This window comes from Streptococcus hyovaginalis DSM 12219 (genome assembly GCF_000420785.1).
GTDB classification, from domain to species: Bacteria; Bacillota; Bacilli; order Lactobacillales; family Streptococcaceae; genus Streptococcus; species Streptococcus hyovaginalis.
In genome coordinates, this window is sequence record NZ_ATVP01000006.1 from 1 (window position 1) to 17,360 (window position 17,360).

Here is a 17,360-nt window from a genome sequence, read left to right on the forward strand (position 1 = left end):
ACTGACTCAGAAATTGATTCTGACACGGATTCAGATACAGACTCAGATACAGATTCGCTTACTGATTCAGATACAGATTCAGAAACTGATTCTGAGACAGACTCACTTACCGATTCTGAGACGGATTCTGAGACTGATTCTGAGACGGATTCTGACACAGACTCGCTGACCGATTCAGAAACTGATTCAGAGACTGATTCTGAGACGGATTCACTTACTGACTCGGATACTGATTCTGATACGGATTCAGATACAGATTCTGACACGGACTCGCTGACTGACTCAGATACGGATTCAGAAATTGATTCCGAAACAGATTCGCTGACTGACTCTGATACGGACTCTGATACGGATTCACTTACTGACTCGGATACGGATTCTGATACGGATTCGCTTACTGATTCTGAGAGTGACTCAGATACGGATTCGCTTACGGACTCGGAGATAGATTCAGAAACAGATTCTGAGACTGATTCTGATACAGACTCAGATACGGATTCGCTTACTGACTCGGAGACTGATTCTGACACGGACTCTGAGATAGATTCTGACACGGACTCTGAGATAGATTCTGATACTGATTCTGATACGGATTCGCTAACTGATTCAGAGACAGACTCACTTACCGATTCTGATACTGATTCTGAGAGAGATTCAGATACGGATTCAGAAATTGATTCTGACACTGATTCCGAAACAGATTCGCTAACTGATTCAGAAACTGATTCGCTAACTGATTCGGAGAGTGACTCAGATACGGATTCGCTGACTGATTCTGATACTGACTCACTCACTGACTCGGATACAGATTCTGATACTGATTCTGACAATGATTCAGAAACAGACTCACTTACCGATTCTGATACTGATTCTGAGACAGACTCACTCACTGACTCAGAAATTGATTCTGAGACGGATTCTGACACGGATTCAGATACAGACTCAGATACAGACTCAGATACAGATTCAGAAATTGATTCAGAAACTGATTCAGATACAGATTCTGAAACAGACTCCGATACTGATTCGCTGACTGATTCTGATACTGATTCAGAAACTGATTCTGACACGGACTCGCTGACTGACTCAGATACGGATTCAGATACAGATTCAGAGACGGATTCAGATACAGATTCAGAGACGGATTCTGATACTGATTCTGACACGGACTCGCTGACTGACTCAGATACAGATTCGCTGACTGACTCGGAAACTGATTCTGAGACTGATTCACTTACTGACTCGGATACTGATTCTGATACAGATTCGCTGACTGATTCTGAGATAGATTCAGACACTGACTCGCTAACGGATTCTGACACGGATTCAGAAACCGATTCTGAAACAGACTCGCTAACTGATTCAGATACGGATTCTGATACTGATTCTGATACGGACTCGCTGACTGATTCTGAGACGGATTCGCTAACTGATTCACTTACCGATTCTGATACTGATTCTGACACCGATTCTGATACTGATTCGCTGACTGACTCGGATACTGATTCAGATACAGACTCACTTACTGATTCAGACACGGATTCAGATACTGATTCTGATACTGATTCGCTGACTGATTCAGAAACTGATTCAGAAATTGATTCTGATACAGATTCAGAAACTGATTCTGACAATGATTCAGAAACAGACTCACTTACCGATTCAGATACAGACTCAGATACAGATTCGCTGACTGATTCAGATACAGATTCTCTGACTGATTCAGATACAGATTCTCTGATAGATTCTGATGCTGATTGACTACGAGATGTCGACTCACTAGCTGATATGATCCTTGACTCTGATTGAGATTGACTGGTAGAAGCCGACTCGCTCTGAGATTCTGTGATCGTGTTTGCAGGCATCTTAATCAGGTGGGACTCGGTATCCGCAAACTTCTCTTGAGTAATTAAGAAATTATACTCTTTCGAAGGGTCAATGTTAAACTGGCTGATATTAGTCGACCAAGTCCGCCCCATGTAATTGACCGACAAGGTATTAGTCGCCCTAGAGAAACTAAAGGTGATAGGGTTAAACTGCTCACCATAATAACCATTATTAACATTACGACCCGAGTAGTAAAACTTAGATTGCTTGTCCGATAAGCTTTTTGTCGGATCACCGTTAGTCACTTGAGTAGTTGTTGCGCCGGTAACCTTATTGGTATTCGTAATCGTAACACCACTTGTGACATATTGTGTCGACCCTGTAGCAGTGTTGTACATAAAGCCACCGTAAGCCAAACGTGATGACCCTGAAGCCATGGATACCATTGTATCAGTACGATCTTTCATCATACCGTTGGTATCGATTTTAAAACCAAAGATATCGGCTAGGCCTGAGTCGCGTAAGATACCACCAGAAGTTAAGACACTATTAGGATCTACACTTCCATCTGTAAAGATAAAGCCCCATCCTAATGCAGCTGAGGGAGTATTAGTATTGGCGTTAGCAATATCGATGCTGTAGGTAAAATCCGAATCAAAGGTGAACACCCCTGGGGTATCTAAGGCACTTGTATAGGTTTTGGTTCGGTTAGTGTCGTTCATATTGCGTTCTGGACCCAAGGCCAGTCCCGATGCACCATTGTAGTAGTTTGGCACAGTATAGTAATCACCATAGATGACATTGGCTGTTTGACCATTGTTAACGATCGCTCGGAAACCACTACCTTCTACAGTGCTAGCTGATGGTACCAACTGACTATAACGGCCAGCTAGTGTCACAGCCGCTTGAGCAGCTTTTAAAGCTTGACTATCTAATTGGCTTTGAGTCGTATCACTAGTGCTACGAAGAGCCTGAGCGGCATCTAAAGCAAGCCGAGCATTAGCTAGTGCGGTCTGGTATTTAGCATACTGACTACTACTTGTGTCTACAGAAATAGGTACCAGTTTTGATAAAGCATCTTCCAGAGCTAGGATGGCTTGATCTAGCTTACTGTAGTCTAGTGTAGCAGCTTCAGCATTTGCAGCAACAAGAGATTCTGATGCCTGAAGCGAATCACTCAAATCCGTGGAATTCTCAGTAGATTCTAGATACACCGATTCCGAGAGGGACTCTGACTCAGACTTGGTTGCACTCTTGTCAGTAGCTGTGCTAACTGTCGCAACTCCCGCTACTTCGACCGCAACTGCCAACTCTGAAGTTTCAGAAGCAAAGACAGCTTGAGACTCAGAAACTGAAATAGCCACAGGTCCTTGTTCCTCAGAAGCAACAAATGCCTCAGAAGCCTGTAAAGCAGATTCTGACAGAGACTGACTGTCACTTTCCACAACTTGGCTGCTGTCTTGATTAGCTCCCTCTAACGACTCGCTTCCTGCTGAAGATGATTTTTCTAACTCGGAAGAAGTCTTAAGACTTTCGGATACAGAGCCACTTTGTGATTCCGATAAGCTTTCAGAAATCGATTGACTTTCTGAGCTAGACAGCGACTCTGATATCGATTGAGAGACTGACTGACTCTCAGAGACAGATGCACTATCGGATAGAGACTGACTTTCTGACCGTATCTCAAAGGAAGTAATAGCAGCTTCTAGACTGGTTTTTGAAAGTACTAGCTTCTGAGCAGCTTGATCAATTGTTGCCTGATCTGATGCACCAACATTTACTAAATGTTGGGCTTCTTGTAAGGCTATTTGAGCGCTACTCTTTGCCTCTTGTAAGGTCACATCACTTGCGGCATTCTCTGACAAAGGTGTCGACAAAGCACTCTGCAGATCTGTAATAGCAGTCCTAAGGAAATTATAGTCTAGACTAACCTCGCTGGCTTCTTGGCTTGTCTCCAAGTCAACAGTTTCCGCCGTGACTAAAGTGTCCTCTGTAGCCGTCTCAGAGCTTACAATGGCCTCATCTGCTCGGACCTGCTCCGCCAAAAGATCAGCTCCTGCTACCACCGCCCCAGCAGACAAAGCTCCTCGTAAAAGCTTAACCGAAACAGAGTGCTTGTCACTAATCGACTGAGGATCTACAGTGATCTCTTTTTCAAGACCAGCTCCTAGGATCAGGTATCCCACTTTTGTCATTAGCGTTCGAACCCAGTGTTTCCCAGACTTGTGTAGTTTGACACGCGCCTGTCGGTCATTCTCATTAAATCCCTTTTTAAGATTTGATTTTCTCACTAAATCTCTACTCTCCTAACTTTGATATATAGATATATAGTTTAACACTTCAAACTATCTACTTCAATGTTTTTCATCATTTGAAAACGTTTTTTATTTTATTTCTAATTTATTTAGATTAAAAATAAAAAAACAGATTAAAAAAACCTGTTTTTAATCACAACTATGAGATTATCCTTATAAAAATATATCTCATTTAAGCTCCTATTTCTGTTAAGCATTTGCCTTGACATCCTTTAAATAACAAACATTCATTTCATAGGTAGCATTCTCTGAGATTCGCTAAGAATATTTTCATTAGAGTTAGAGGCGACTATGTTGGTCAATCAAATCCAACTTCAAGCTCAGCCTCTCATAAAGGTTAATCTGACCAGCCTGTAAAGCGTCAGCCTGACATTTTTTCAATCGAGCGATATAAGATGTGACTTGTGCTCCCGTGTCATAACCCAGAGCAGTCAATAAGGCCAAACGCTCCTCGGCATTTCGGATCATACCTTCTATATCATCGAGCATTACAGTCCGTGATAGTCCCTCAGCCCTTTGCGAATAAAAGTAGGGCCCCTGATTGCGGAAGTAGATGGCATTAGCCCTCAAATAGAGCTTATAAATGGTCGCATCATCTTCACGAAGACGGCCAACAGGGTAGCGAATCCCTTCAAAAAGATGACGCTTAAACAGTTTTAAGTGCGAAAAAGTAAAGGCAAGATGCATATTATTTTTCATATCCCCTTCAAGATTGATCCACTCTTGCACACTATACCGCTTTTCGAATTCATTTTCTGCATGATGGTAGAAAATGAAACTCTGCCGCTCCTCATTGAAAGAGGTAAAGTTTGTTGCCGCAATATCAACCTTTTCTCTCAAAGCATCAGCTACCAACTCTTCGATGTATCTCCCGTCCACAAAATCGTCAGAGTCAACAAAGGTGATATAGTCACCCTTGCTTTGATCCAAAGCGAGATTTCGTGCCGCTGAGACCCCTTGGTTATCCTGATGAAAAAGACGGACACGCGCATCCTGTTCTGCGTATTCTTGGCAAATAGTAGCACTGCCATCTGTAGAACCATCATTCACGAGTAGAATCTCAATAGCAGAGTAGGTTTGCTGGACCAGAGAGTCTAAACAGCGTTTCAAATAGTTTCTGACGTTGTAAACAGGCACAATGATGGAAACAAGGGGAGCCATACCATCCTTATCAGAGACCTTATCTTTCAATTCATCAACCACTTCAATCCCAACTTTCTTGATAATTTGCTGGTGATAGGTATCGTCGTTCACCAGCTCAATATCCTCATCATAGTTATGCTCAGCCGTATGCTTATGTGACAATTTTACCTTGTGCTGAGCCTTCATTTGAAACCACTCATACTCCGAATCGATATGCCCCAAATCAATGGCTTGATAGCCCGCCTCAGTTAAATCACGCACCAAAAGCTTAGCAGTAGGCCCCAGCATCAAGAGAACCAGTTGCTGGTCCATCACCTCCAAAAGGCTATCACGTATCTCTTCATAGACAGAAAAGGCATTTTTAGATGGACAAATGATACGCTCAATAGAGCGAGCATTAGCAAACAGATCGTTACCAATCCCTGAACGAGTAGTCTCTCCCTCTACAATCAAAATATCCCGATCAGCCCATAAAGAACGAATCGTTTCAAAATAAGTGGCCGACTGAGACTTATCCTGCAAATCAATATAGGGACGAGAGATGAAGGTGCTTCCATAAAAAGGAGATTGACAGGTTTCTTGATAAAAATCACCATATTTTTCAAAGTGATTCTTCCAGAACAAACGAGCATTACTATTGTAGCGATCCAGATCATGAAAAACGTCTGGCAAGCAAACCAAGAACTCCTCTGAACTAGGAGTCTTAAGGATAGCTTCCAAACCCTGTGCTAGCTCTGGATCATAGGCTTGATAAGCAATACTGTTTCCCTGTATCAGCTCAATCTCACCATCCCCAAAGCGAGCAACTGAGCAGCCTTTTTGTCGAATAAGATCCAGACTCTCTAAAATTGGCAAAACCGTAATTGCCGACAAATCTCTCATAATAACTCCTCAATGACAAAGAGCTTGGAAAACAGCCTCTGTCAATAACCTTCTAGAAAAATAACCTTGTCGCACCAGTGGGCTGAATTGTCGAACCGAACCCACAAGATTTTGATAATCGTCGTCGGTCATATGCTCCACAATATGACAAGCCTCCTCTAAGTCATCGACTAAAAAACCAAGATGGTTGGCTTCAATCAGTCTGTGACCCGCAATCCCCTTCTGCGCAATAACGGGTATACCAGCCGCCAAAAAAGTCCCCAACTTGTATTGACAGGTCAGTTGGTGATAGGACTTGGCATCATCATCCGCCCAAACCAAGCCAAAGCCACCCTCAGACATCTCCATCAAGAGTTGCTGATCTGGTCGAAAGGCGTATCGCTCAACAGCCTCTGGGAGCTTGGTTTTTTGCCAAGCATAGACCCTTAATTTCGTGGGATAGGACCAGTTTTGAACAAAAGGAAAGCGTTCCGGTGATCCTGGAAAATGCAGTAACTTCTGAAAATGAGCCTCTTTTTGAGGGACAGAACTAGGATGGTCCCACATTTCCTGTAAAATAACTTTAGAAACAGTCAAACCATCCCGACGCAAATGATCAACCATGGCCTGACTAGGAGCAATGATGACATCCGCTTGATTATAATAAGCAATCGTTGGTTCCATTAGATACTCATTCCCCGCGAACATGAGAGGCACTACATCATGGATAAAAATAATTATTTTAATCTGATATAGCTTTAGCTTTTCCATCAATTTAACATCAAAAGCTGTTGTGTTCCACGTTGGTGATTGAAAGATAACCACATCGCCTGGTCGAATACTAGCAATAATACCATCGATACGCTTACTGAGCTCACTAGGACTATCGCTCTTCATATTGTAAGCATAGATCCCCAATTCACGATAGCCCAAAGAAACCGCAATATCAGTCACCATATTTTGGCATAGTTGTGCCGTACTACTTGCAGCCTGACCATTGATATTCGTTATGTATACCCGCATCATTATTTCCTATATTTTTTCAAAGCTTGTAATTGAAATTGCACTTGCTTGTAGGCAACCATGTCACCCTTTTTAAGAGCACTCTCAATAGCAAGTCCAGCTCGCCATTCAAAGGCTTTTATCTCGCCATCCAAAGGAAATCCAAGCAAACTCAAGGTCTCCAAGCGCTCCGAAACAACTTTTAAACCAAAAATAGTAGCTGGATCCTTTTCCTGTTGTGTCATAGAGTTTTCATTGACACGATACAATAGACTGGAACGATGCATATAAGCAATTCGATCCGCATTTATGTATAACTTCCAGGTTGTCCGATCGTCTTCCCCATAGCCGTCTGTCGGATACAAAATGGTTTCAAATAATGATTTTTTATAGAGCTTGCCCCATGGAACTGTAAAACAAAGAGATAGGTTTTGACCGATACCATACTGATAAGCAAACCATTCCGGCGGAGTCAGAACCTTCTCATAATAATCCTCCGGGAAAATATGCAGTTCATAGCGTTCGTCAGCTTGAAAATACCTAGTAAAATTGGCGATTGCAACATCACTTTCTGTTCGTATCATCAACTCATACAGGTCACTGATATGGTTGGGATCAATCCAGTCATCCGCGTCAAGAAACAAGATATAATCCCCTACAGCCATTTCGAGCCCAGTATTGCGCGCCGCACCCAGACCCTCATTCTGTAATTTATGAACAACACGAACCCTAGCATCATTTTTACGGAAGTCTTCACAAATAGCACCGGTACGATCAACTGAACCATCATTAACCAAAATAAGCTCAATATCAGTGTATTTTTGACTAAGAATACTCTCCACACACTGCTCTAAGTAGGCAGCGCCATTAAAGACTGGTACAATCACACTTATCTTTTCCATTGAAATTCCCTCTAATTTAAATGACTAACAGCAACTATATCAAAAAAATATGTCATTTGCAAAAAAATTTCTAAACTCCGGAATGTAAAAAATAATGTAAACATAGTGTCTGAGCGCCCACTCATCCCTTACACTGAAATGCTACGACTTTTATGACGAGTATAAAAAACCGACCATTATATTAAAGATTTCGATAAAATATAAAAGCTACAGTATGACGAATATACATAAAAAAGCATCTCTCACCCTGAGATAATGCCTTTTAAATGACATCACAAAAATAGCCTTTAAATGTTTATTCCTAAAATCACTTTTATTGACAGGTTTTGATGCTATGTTTACTTTTTAGATACTGTCATCATTTTATTTGATCCTTTGTTTCTACTCTTTAAAAAATCGAGCCATCTTGATAGTGGCATCTTGGGTAACCTTCATCTCGATACTTTCTCTACGACCACTTTTGGTTTCCAGAACTAAGGACATCTGATGAACCTCTGAGCTAGAAGCGTTTTCTTTTCTGCGTTTTTCTAACCAATCCCCGATAATTGCCCCTTTTAGACGATCTTTCCCTAACACTGCATAGGCACCTGCACCGGAAACAGCCCCCTTAGAAACACCTGGTCCTGAATAAGGAAGAGATGGGTTAAAGACTAATTTTGCGACTGAAAAGAGTTCTTCAGGTTTTTCTTTCAAATAAAATTGGCCCGCTTTCTTTTTCAAAATCGTCACCGGACTTCCCGATCTTTTCAAGACCAGGGTCCTATCTTTGAAAAATTTGCCTTTCATTCTAGTCATTAGTGACATTAACTTTCCTCCTATATAGCAGTTTTCTCGACCAAGCTTTCTAATTCAGTCAAACGCTCTTCAAATACTTTAAAAGCTCCTTCCAAGTAGGCTTTGTCTGTCATATCAACTCCTGCCTTAGCGATGACTTCTAGTGGATAGTCAGAACTTCCAGCTTTCAGATAATCAAGATACTTGGTCTTATCCTCCGCGTCACCATGCACAATACGCTCCGCTAAATAGCTGGCTGCTGCAAACCCTGTCGCATACTGATAGACATAGAAATTATAGTAGAAATGCGGGATTCGGGCCCACTCAAATTGAATCTCTGGATTATCTTTTGCCGTCAATCCATAATATCTCTCATTGAGGTCAGCATAGGTTTTATTCAGAAAGTCACTGGTTAAAACTTTACCATCTTGATCAGCCTGATGGATAAGTTGCTCAAATTCCGCAAATTGTGTTTGACGGAAGACAGTGCCCTTAAAACCATCCAAATAATGATTGAGAATAGCAAACCGTTCTCGGTCACTTTTAGCTTCTTTCAGCAAGGTCTCTGTCAAGATGTTTTCATTAGTTGTTGAGGCAATCTCTGCCAGGAAGATGCTGTAATCCCCGTAAACGTAGGGCTGATTTTCACGCGTAAAGGTCGAATGTAAACTATGACCAGTCTCATGAACCAAGGTAAATAGATTATCCAAAGTATCCTGCCAATTAAGTAACATAAAGGCGTTGGTATCATAAGAACCCCCTGAATAAGCCCCTGAACGCTTCCCTTTATTGACATGAACATCAATCCAGCGTTCAGAAAAGGCTCTGTCAACCCGATCACTGTAATCTTGACCAAAAATACTAAGCACTTGACGTGCTTTCTCCACTGCTTGTGGATAGGTGATGGCCCTATGGTCAGTTGATAAAGGGGTATAGACATCATACATTTTAAGGTTATCAACTTGAAGCAGTTTTTGGCGTAAGGCCATATAGCGATGAAGTAGTGGAAGATTCTGGTGCACGACTTCGATCAAGGTATCATAAACAGCCTCTGGAATAAAATTGCTGGCTAGAGCTGCCTGACGAGCAGAGTCATAGCCGCGGATCTTAGCTTGGTAGTTATGGACTTTGACATTGGTCTGAAGAGTCTTTGCATAGGTATGTTGGAATTGTTCGTATACACCATAGTAAGCTTCGTAGGCGCCCTGACGAACGGCTCTATTTTTGGATTCCATAAGGCTAATAAAATTACCATGAGTTAATTCAACCAACTCACCTTGATCATTGGTTACCCAAGGATAGGTCACATCAGCATTATCAAAAATAGAAAATGTCTCAGAAGCTGCTCCAAAAATTTCCGTTGCACCAGCCAATAAAGATTCTGCTTCCTGAGACAAAACATGAGGTTTAGCAGCTAGCAACCGATCGAAATAATGCTGATATAGTTGCAGACCAGGCTCCTGCTCTAAAAACTCTGCTAGAGCGTCTTCAGTAATGGCAAGAAATTCTGGTTCGTAAAAGGCAAAGGTTTGACTATAGAAGGCCGATAGACTGCTCGCTTTAGCCTCAAGCTCTTGGTAGTAGGGTTCTGTCGTGTCTTGGTCATTTTTCATCGAAGCATAAACATAAAGCTTCTCCAAACGACGTAACAAAGCTAAAGACGTTTCAGTCGTTCTTAATAGGTTTTGAGCAGAGTCAAGCAGGTGGCCTTGCAAAGGTTGACAAGCTTTGATATCAGTTTCTAGAGACTGCCTCTCGATCTCCCAATCGTGGTCTGTTTGAAAGACTGTACTTAAATCCCAAGTTTCCTCCACCTTTAAATGGCTTCTATTGTCTGTCATATGAACCTCCTGATAGTTTAATCACTTGTTTCTTATTTTATCATAATTCCAATAAAGTATTGGGGAATAGACCACTAACTGATGACTAGGCTTCCTCTGGCCGTAATAGGCCTCAAAACAAGCGTAATAACTAGCAATGGCCTCATCATTAGAACTTAGAGGAGAAACTACTTTTGGCAGGCGTACCTGTGGATAGAAAGTATCATCGGATTCCGTGATCAAGTTATGTCCCTGGCAATAGGCCTGCTCTTGTGCTTTCAGCCATTTGCTATTACCATAGGATAATTGTTTCTGAATATAGGCAGCTACATTCCGCATTAAAGGAATGGGCAATGAGCAATTCTTTCGACATGCAAAAGGTAAGCGTAGACCATTTATCATGCCTTTTCGCATCGGTACCCCTTTTTCCAAATAGACTACTTTGCCATCAAGCTGTTCATGAATCATGTACTTCAGTCTCAACTCTTGCTTAGCTAGATCCGCCTCCCATAAATAAAAGCCCAGCCAGGGGCTAAAGTTGAGAAAATGGTAATGTAGGGTTCTCAAGCGCCGTTTCACCCAAAGTTTCTCTCCTAATAACCACTCGACATGTAGCCCTTGCTGATGATAGGCTTGTGTACGTTCCTTAAGTCTGTCCGAAGATAAGGGAGAACATTGCACCTCTAAAACCAGGCTATCATTGACCAAAAGATCTGCTATCTGACCAATATCAGGGAAGCGCTCCTCCACAGACACCACTTCTGTCTGTGACAAGGATGTAAACAAGAGAGCCTTCAAGCCCAAATGTTCTTGAGACTCACTATCATAAATTCCTTGACAGTCTTTGATAGTAATGTGTGCAAAGTGTCTGCGCACCTTCTTTCCGTGCCTTAGGCGTAGTGGTGCCCGACAGTCTGGACAGAAAAAAGGACCCTCAATCTGGTCATCCTTTAGCAGATTGATAAGCTGTTTCTTTTGATTATGAGCCACTAACATGATTACCTCCGTGATCCGACTTATGGCAGGTTCACTAATCTATTCGAAACTTTTCTTCAAAAGATACTGCAGCTAAAAAGAAACTGTGCCCACTTTGACTTGCTAAGCTCTGGTTTGATCAAGGAGGATCGCTATCTCATCCTTAGCCAAAGGACGATACTGGCCCCTTTCCAAATCGCCTAGCTTTAAAGGGCCAAAGGCAATGCGTTTGAGATAAGTCACTTTGAGACCGTAAGCAAGGAACATTTTTTTGACTTGGTGAAATTTCCCTTCTGTAATGACTAACCTCGCTCTACTCTTGGTCTCCTCAGCATTTAGGATATCTAGCTGGGCTGGTTTACAGATATTACCATCTAGAAAACGAACGCCTTGATCAAAGAAGTCGACAGCATCCTCAGCTAAGTAGCCATTAACTTCTACAAGGTAGGTTTTAGATATATGATGACTGGGATGTAAGAGTTTAAAGCCAAGGGGGCCATTATTGGTGATTAGAACAAGCCCTTCTGTATCACGATCTAAGCGACCAACTGGATAGAGCCCATCTTTACTGACTTCCTTAGCCAGCAAATCTAAGACTGTTTGGTGCTGATCATCTTTACGAGCAGTGACAATACCTGCAGGCTTATGCAGCAAGTAGTAGACTAGACTAGAATCTCTCACCCTCTGACCAGCCACCTCAATCTTTTGGACTTGAGCATCTACAATGGTATTAGCCCCGGTCACTAACTTCCCATCGATCTTTACTTGGTGACTCTTCAGTAATTTCTTGATCTGATTGCGAGAACCAAAACCTTGTTTTTTTAATAATTCATCCATACGCATACTAAAAGTTTACCATAAAGAGAAAATAAGGACCTTGACAGATAGTTTTTATCGCTTTATCTTCAAAATTGTGTTAAAATACTAATTAGTAATAGCAATTCAAGGAGGATATTATGGGACTATTAGTAGATGGCGTTTGGCAGGATAAATGGTATGATACCAAATCAACCGGCGGTAAATTTGTTCGCAGCCAGTCACAATTTCGCAATTGGATAACCAAGGATGGCAGTGCCGGACCAAGCGGTAAAGAAGGATTTAAGGCCGAGTCTGGTCGTTATCACCTCTATATCTCTTTGGCATGTCCCTGGGCCAGTCGCACATTGATGATGCGTAAACTCAAAGATTTGGAAGACCACATTTCTCTGTCAGTTGTTAATCCCTATATGCTTGAAAACGGTTGGACTTTCGAGGAATACGACGGGGTTATTCCAGACCCTCTTTTTGAAAGTCAATACCTCTACCAACTTTATTTACAGGCTGACCCAAACTATTCTGGTCGTGTCACTGTACCTGTCCTTTGGGATAAGAAAACCCAAACCATTGTTAGCAATGAATCTGCTGACATCATTCGCATGTTCAACACAGCTTTTAACGATATTACTGGTAATACAGATGATTATTATCCTGAAAGTTTACAGGAGGCTATAGACGATATCAACGCTATTGTCTACGATAATGTCAACAATGGCGTCTATAAAACGGGATTTGCTACTGAACAATCTGTCTATGAAAAAGAATTAAACAGTCTCTTTGCTGAGCTTAATCGTCTTGAGGAACTGCTAGCTTCACAGGAATGGCTAGTTGGCAATCAGATGACAGAAGCGGACATTCGTCTCTTCACAACTTTGGTGCGATTTGATGCGGTTTATTACGGACACTTCAAGTGTAATCTGAAACGTCTCGTTGATTACCCAAATCTTTGGAACTACACCAAGCGCATCTACAATTTGCCGGGCATTCCAGAAACTGTTAATTTTGATCACATTAAGACGCACTACTATGGCAGTCACAAGACTATTAATCCAAACGGTATCATCCCACTGGGTCCTGAAATTGACTGGAGTCTCTAATAATACAAGAGTGACAATGCAGACTATAAAGTCATGACCACCCGTTCGACGGGTGGTTTATTTGTCTCACTCCTTGAGAAACAAGATGGACTGAAAGGTACGTAACCAAAATAATCCAAGGGCAAATGTCCTTGGATTATTTGTGTCAATAAAATTATTTTTAACCTTTTCTGACTCGAGAGTGGATACTAGCGTCTTCCTTTGGAATGCCTTATCTTAGTTTTCAGCCTTGTTAGTTCCAAGCGACAACTTAAATGGTTCTCATACCTTTTTATCCCGCCGCCTCTAAGCGGATAATATCGTTGCCTTTCTTAATTTGCCACCTCAAGTAGTTTTCTAGGGTGTTTGAGGTAGAAAGTCTCGATTTAGAGCTCACTTCGATCTCCAAAAACGCCGATTTTTTGTATTTCTATCAGAGTTTTCTGAGAACAAAATCCAGTTTGTCCTCGGTCTGAGTCCAGGACATTTGTCTATGATTTATCTTATTTATTAGAGTTTGCTACCGGCTGCTTCATCGATGATGACAACAAGATCCTTATGCTTTTGTAGGACACTAGCAGGTAAGCTTTCCGTAACAGGACCTTGAATCATTTGTTTGATCGCTTCAGCTTTCTCAGCGCCAAAGGCCATCAAAACGATCGTCTTAGAAGCCATGATGGAAGCAATCCCCATGGACATAGCTTGTTTAGGAACCTCATCAATACTGTCAAAAAAACGGCTATTAGCTTCAATGGTTGATGGTGCCAAATCGACAATATGAGTCGTTTCATCAAAAGATGTTCCGGGTTCATTGAAGCCAATATGCCCATTTCGCCCAATGCCTAGAATTTGAAAATCAATAGGGTTTTCCGCAATGATTTGATCGTAGGCTTTAGCAGCCGCCTCTAAATCGTCCGCTTTACCATCAGGTAGATAACTCACCTTAAAGGGCTTGGCATCGAATAATTCTTTTTGCATAAAGTAGGCATACGACTGTTCATTTTGGTCATCGATCCCAACATACTCATCCAAATTAATACTGACCATATCTGAAAATTCTAAATCCGATTGACGAATAGCTTCATAAAAGCCAAGTGGACTTGAACCTGTCGCTAGTCCTAACGTTTTGATCTTTGTTGCCATCTTTTCTGCTAATAGTTCAAAAGCAACTTTTCCGCCTTCTTGCGCATCTTTTACAGTGATAATATTCATAGTTTCCTCCTAATTGGTCTATATCAATCTTCATTTTTATTATATGGTATATACCAATTTTTGTCAAGTATAATCCTAATAAACGATTGGCTAAACAAATCTCTCAACTAGTGTTACAATAGTCCTAATGTAAAAATGAAAAATAGATAATGCAAGGAGATAGCATGAATACGAACGACTTTGATTTTGATCTTCCCGAAGAACTGATCGCCCAAACACCTCTAGAAAAACGAGACAGTTCCAAATTACTGGTCTTAGACCCCGTTACTAAAGAGATGACAGACACACACTTTGATCATATTATTGATTACCTTAATCCTGGAGATGCCTTGGTTATGAACAATACGAGAGTTCTGCCAGCGCGCCTTTACGGAGAAAAATCAGAAACACATGGTCATGTGGAATTTTTATTACTCAAAAATACTGAAGGAGATGACTGGGAAGTTCTTGCTAAGCCAGCCAAACGCCTTAAAGTGGGAGCAAAAGTATCTTTTGGAGATGGACGACTGATGGCGGAGGTTACTAAGGTGCTCGATCACGGTGGTCGTATCGTCCGCTTCTCTTATGACGGAATTTTCCTTGAAGTCTTAGAGAGTTTAGGCGAAATGCCCCTACCACCATATATCCACGAGAAACTAGAAGATCGCGATCGTTATCAAACTGTCTATGCCAAAGAAAATGGATCCGCTGCTGCACCAACCGCTGGTCTGCATTTTACGCCAGAATTATTAGCACGTATTGAAGAAAAAGGTGTCAAACTAGTTTATCTGACCTTGCACGTTGGTCTCGGAACCTTTAGACCTGTTTCTGTTGACAATGTTGATGAGCATGAAATGCATTCAGAATTTTATCAACTCAGCCAAGAAGCTGCCGATATCCTTAATGCTGTGAAAGAAGACGGTGGTCGCATTGTTGCTGTCGGAACAACATCGATTAGAACCTTAGAAACCATCGGTAAAAAGTTTCAGGGGAGGCTTCAAGCTGACTCTGGCTGGACCAACATTTTTATAAAACCCGGCTACACTTTTTCTGTTGTCGATGCCTTTTCGACCAATTTCCATCTGCCAAAATCAACTCTCGTCATGTTAGTCTCTGCTTTTGCAGGTCGAGAATTCGTTTTAGAAGCCTATCGGCATGCTGTAGACGACAAATACCGCTTCTTTAGCTTTGGAGATGCCATGTTTTTACAATGTCCAAAACCTAAAGATTAGACAAAAACACTCCTCTAAAATGTTCAAAAAAGCCAAAAAGACACCACCTCTAGCCAAAAGGCTAAAAGTAGTGTCTTTTTTCAATGCTTGAAGGGGTTACAATTCTTATTTTTCCTTTGTTAGGCCATTCATATTAACACGGTGCCATTCATTAATCACATAGGCGACTTGTGTCAGCTGATTATAGCCGTATGGATTAATCTCAGATGAATTTTCATCAGATCCTCCTAGGTAACGCGTATAAAGGGCAACCATATAAGGATTCTCCTCCATAACGATAGCATCAATGTTTAAAGCTTCACGAACATAACCTGGTTTCTGATACACTTGCACATAAGGAAGGTAGGTCTCATAGTACTCTCCAGGGAAAGACTGATCTAGGAAATAAAGGATGTCTTTATACTTTTCCTTGTGTTTCCAGAGATAATCTAACACTTGAATATAATAATTCGTCGTCGTTTTGTTTCCTTCCTGCTTAATCGTTTTGATATCAGCTTTTGACTGACCATAGCGACCAAACTGTTTATAGGCTTTTTTCATGCCACCCAAACGCTCGGATAGGGCATAGGCTGGTGTATTTTCTGAGTAAACCAAGGAATATTGTTGCATTTCTGGAATTGTCATAGCACCATTAAAAGCTGCGACATAGGAATCATGCTCTGGTCGATACTCATAGTACGTATCTGTAATGTCATAGCGTTTCGTCATTGACAACTTACCTTTATCAACTTTATCAACAACAAGCATATTCAACGGTAACTTATAAGTAGATCCCGCTGTCATCTCTTGCGTTTCATTAAGTTCATAGGTACGACCAGTTGTTAAATCTTTGTAAGAAAACGCAATATTCGAATGATCAATACCTTGCTGATCCATATAGGCTTTGACAACTTCTGGTAAAGTCATATGCGCATAATCAAAGGCTAATCCATAACTTGTCATGACACCTAAATCAGCGGCCACAGCAGCATCTTTTTCAGCTTGTGTTTTTTCTGGAAGAGAATCACTTTTAAGTTTTGATGATGTCTCTTTTTTAGTCGGTTTTGTTGAAGATGATGATTTGGCGCTTGATTGTTTTGTTGTCTTATTTTCAGCGATAAAAAAAGGCTTAATGTAATCTTCATACCCAACAACCACTAATAACACCAAGCTAACTGCAATGGCAGTAAGTAATATCTGATTAATTTTTTTTAAACTCACGATTTTCCCCTAACTCCTAATATTATAAAGGAAAATTGATTTTTTTCAATCATTTTCTTGCAAAAAATAGCTCCTTTGTTTTTTACTAACTTATCTCATTTGTTAGCTAAAAAATGGTCACAGCAAAAAAGAGTAGGTTTCCCCACTCTTTAATCGTCATGATCCAGTTAGTTCAAATATCCGCTTTCTCTGAGAGTCCAACCAGTGTTCCACTGGATTCATTACA

At 41.2% G+C, this 17,360-nt stretch carries 12 protein-coding genes; 2 read left to right on the forward strand and 10 right to left on the reverse strand.

All coding sequences use genetic code 11. From position 1 onward, the window contains the following. The 8 genes from G574_RS0105075 to G574_RS0105110 all read right to left on the reverse strand — a co-directional run. Positions 1 to 4,118 (reverse strand): KxYKxGKxW signal peptide domain-containing protein (locus G574_RS0105075; RefSeq protein WP_169343460.1); only part of this gene is annotated, 4,118 nt, incomplete at its 3' end. A 303-nt stretch (positions 4,119 to 4,421) separates the two neighbouring features. Then, on the reverse strand, positions 4,422 to 6,167 hold the full coding sequence (locus tag G574_RS0105080) for an SP_1767 family glycosyltransferase (protein ID WP_029691250.1): 1,746 nt from the start codon (positions 6,165 to 6,167) through the stop codon (positions 4,422 to 4,424). Between the two features lie 9 nt (positions 6,168 to 6,176). Then, entirely contained in the window at positions 6,177 to 7,169 is a 993-nt protein-coding gene (locus G574_RS0105085) for a sugar transferase (protein ID WP_029691251.1), read from the reverse strand. A gap of 2 nt (positions 7,170 to 7,171) precedes the next feature. After that, positions 7,172 to 8,050, reverse strand: a complete 879-nt coding sequence (locus tag G574_RS0105090; RefSeq protein WP_029691252.1) for a glycosyltransferase family 2 protein — start codon at positions 8,048 to 8,050, stop codon at positions 7,172 to 7,174. A gap of 381 nt (positions 8,051 to 8,431) precedes the next feature. Continuing rightward, positions 8,432 to 8,854, reverse strand: a complete 423-nt coding sequence (locus G574_RS0105095; RefSeq protein WP_029691253.1) for a hypothetical protein — start codon at positions 8,852 to 8,854, stop codon at positions 8,432 to 8,434. Positions 8,855 to 8,865: 11 nt separating this feature from the next. Then, the gene (gene pepF / locus G574_RS0105100; protein WP_029691254.1) at positions 8,866 to 10,665 is read right to left on the reverse strand and encodes an oligoendopeptidase F; all 1,800 of its coding nucleotides are present in this window, start codon (positions 10,663 to 10,665) and stop codon (positions 8,866 to 8,868) included. A gap of 21 nt (positions 10,666 to 10,686) precedes the next feature. Then, positions 10,687 to 11,640, reverse strand: a complete 954-nt coding sequence (locus G574_RS0105105; RefSeq protein ID WP_029691255.1) for a competence protein CoiA — start codon at positions 11,638 to 11,640, stop codon at positions 10,687 to 10,689. A 102-nt stretch (positions 11,641 to 11,742) separates the two neighbouring features. Then, positions 11,743 to 12,462, reverse strand: coding sequence for a pseudouridine synthase (locus tag G574_RS0105110; RefSeq protein ID WP_029691256.1), 720 nt, complete (start codon positions 12,460 to 12,462; stop codon positions 11,743 to 11,745). 113 nt (positions 12,463 to 12,575) lie between these two features. Between G574_RS0105110 and G574_RS0105115 the strand changes: the two genes are divergently transcribed. Further along, positions 12,576 to 13,532, forward strand: coding sequence for a glutathione S-transferase family protein (locus G574_RS0105115; protein WP_029691257.1), 957 nt, complete (start codon positions 12,576 to 12,578; stop codon positions 13,530 to 13,532). A gap of 489 nt (positions 13,533 to 14,021) precedes the next feature. Here the strand turns inward: G574_RS0105115 and G574_RS0105120 are convergent, their stop codons facing one another. Beyond that, positions 14,022 to 14,723 carry a glucosamine-6-phosphate deaminase gene (locus G574_RS0105120; protein WP_029691258.1) on the reverse strand — a complete coding sequence of 234 codons (702 nt, stop codon included), beginning with the start codon at positions 14,721 to 14,723 and terminating at the stop codon, positions 14,022 to 14,024. A gap of 164 nt (positions 14,724 to 14,887) precedes the next feature. Between G574_RS0105120 and queA the strand changes: the two genes are divergently transcribed. Continuing rightward, positions 14,888 to 15,934, forward strand: coding sequence for a tRNA preQ1(34) S-adenosylmethionine ribosyltransferase-isomerase QueA (gene queA, locus G574_RS0105125; RefSeq protein WP_029691259.1), 1,047 nt, complete (start codon positions 14,888 to 14,890; stop codon positions 15,932 to 15,934). Between the two features lie 105 nt (positions 15,935 to 16,039). Here the strand turns inward: queA and G574_RS0105130 are convergent, their stop codons facing one another. After that, positions 16,040 to 17,134 (reverse strand): serine hydrolase, encoded by a 1,095-nt coding sequence (locus G574_RS0105130; protein WP_084677578.1) that lies wholly within the window; start codon positions 17,132 to 17,134, stop codon positions 16,040 to 16,042. Positions 17,135 to 17,360 lie beyond the last annotated feature (226 nt).

Bases quoted from the DNA above. Each gene is read 5' to 3' on its own strand.
- G574_RS0105080 (WP_029691250.1), bottom strand. From the start codon at position 6,167: ATGAGAGATTTGTCGGCAATTACGGTTTTGCCAATTTTAGAGAGTCTG.
- G574_RS0105085 (WP_029691251.1), bottom strand. From the start codon at position 7,169: ATGCGGGTATACATAACGAATATCAATGGTCAGGCTGCAAGTAGTACG.
- G574_RS0105090 (WP_029691252.1), bottom strand. From the start codon at position 8,050: ATGGAAAAGATAAGTGTGATTGTACCAGTCTTTAATGGCGCTGCCTAC.
- G574_RS0105095 (WP_029691253.1), bottom strand. From the start codon at position 8,854: ATGTCACTAATGACTAGAATGAAAGGCAAATTTTTCAAAGATAGGACC.
- pepF (WP_029691254.1), bottom strand. From the start codon at position 10,665: ATGACAGACAATAGAAGCCATTTAAAGGTGGAGGAAACTTGGGATTTA.
- G574_RS0105105 (WP_029691255.1), bottom strand. From the start codon at position 11,640: ATGTTAGTGGCTCATAATCAAAAGAAACAGCTTATCAATCTGCTAAAG.
- G574_RS0105110 (WP_029691256.1), bottom strand. From the start codon at position 12,462: ATGCGTATGGATGAATTATTAAAAAAACAAGGTTTTGGTTCTCGCAAT.
- G574_RS0105115 (WP_029691257.1), top strand. From the start codon at position 12,576: ATGGGACTATTAGTAGATGGCGTTTGGCAGGATAAATGGTATGATACC.
- G574_RS0105120 (WP_029691258.1), bottom strand. From the start codon at position 14,723: ATGAATATTATCACTGTAAAAGATGCGCAAGAAGGCGGAAAAGTTGCT.
- queA (WP_029691259.1), top strand. From the start codon at position 14,888: ATGAATACGAACGACTTTGATTTTGATCTTCCCGAAGAACTGATCGCC.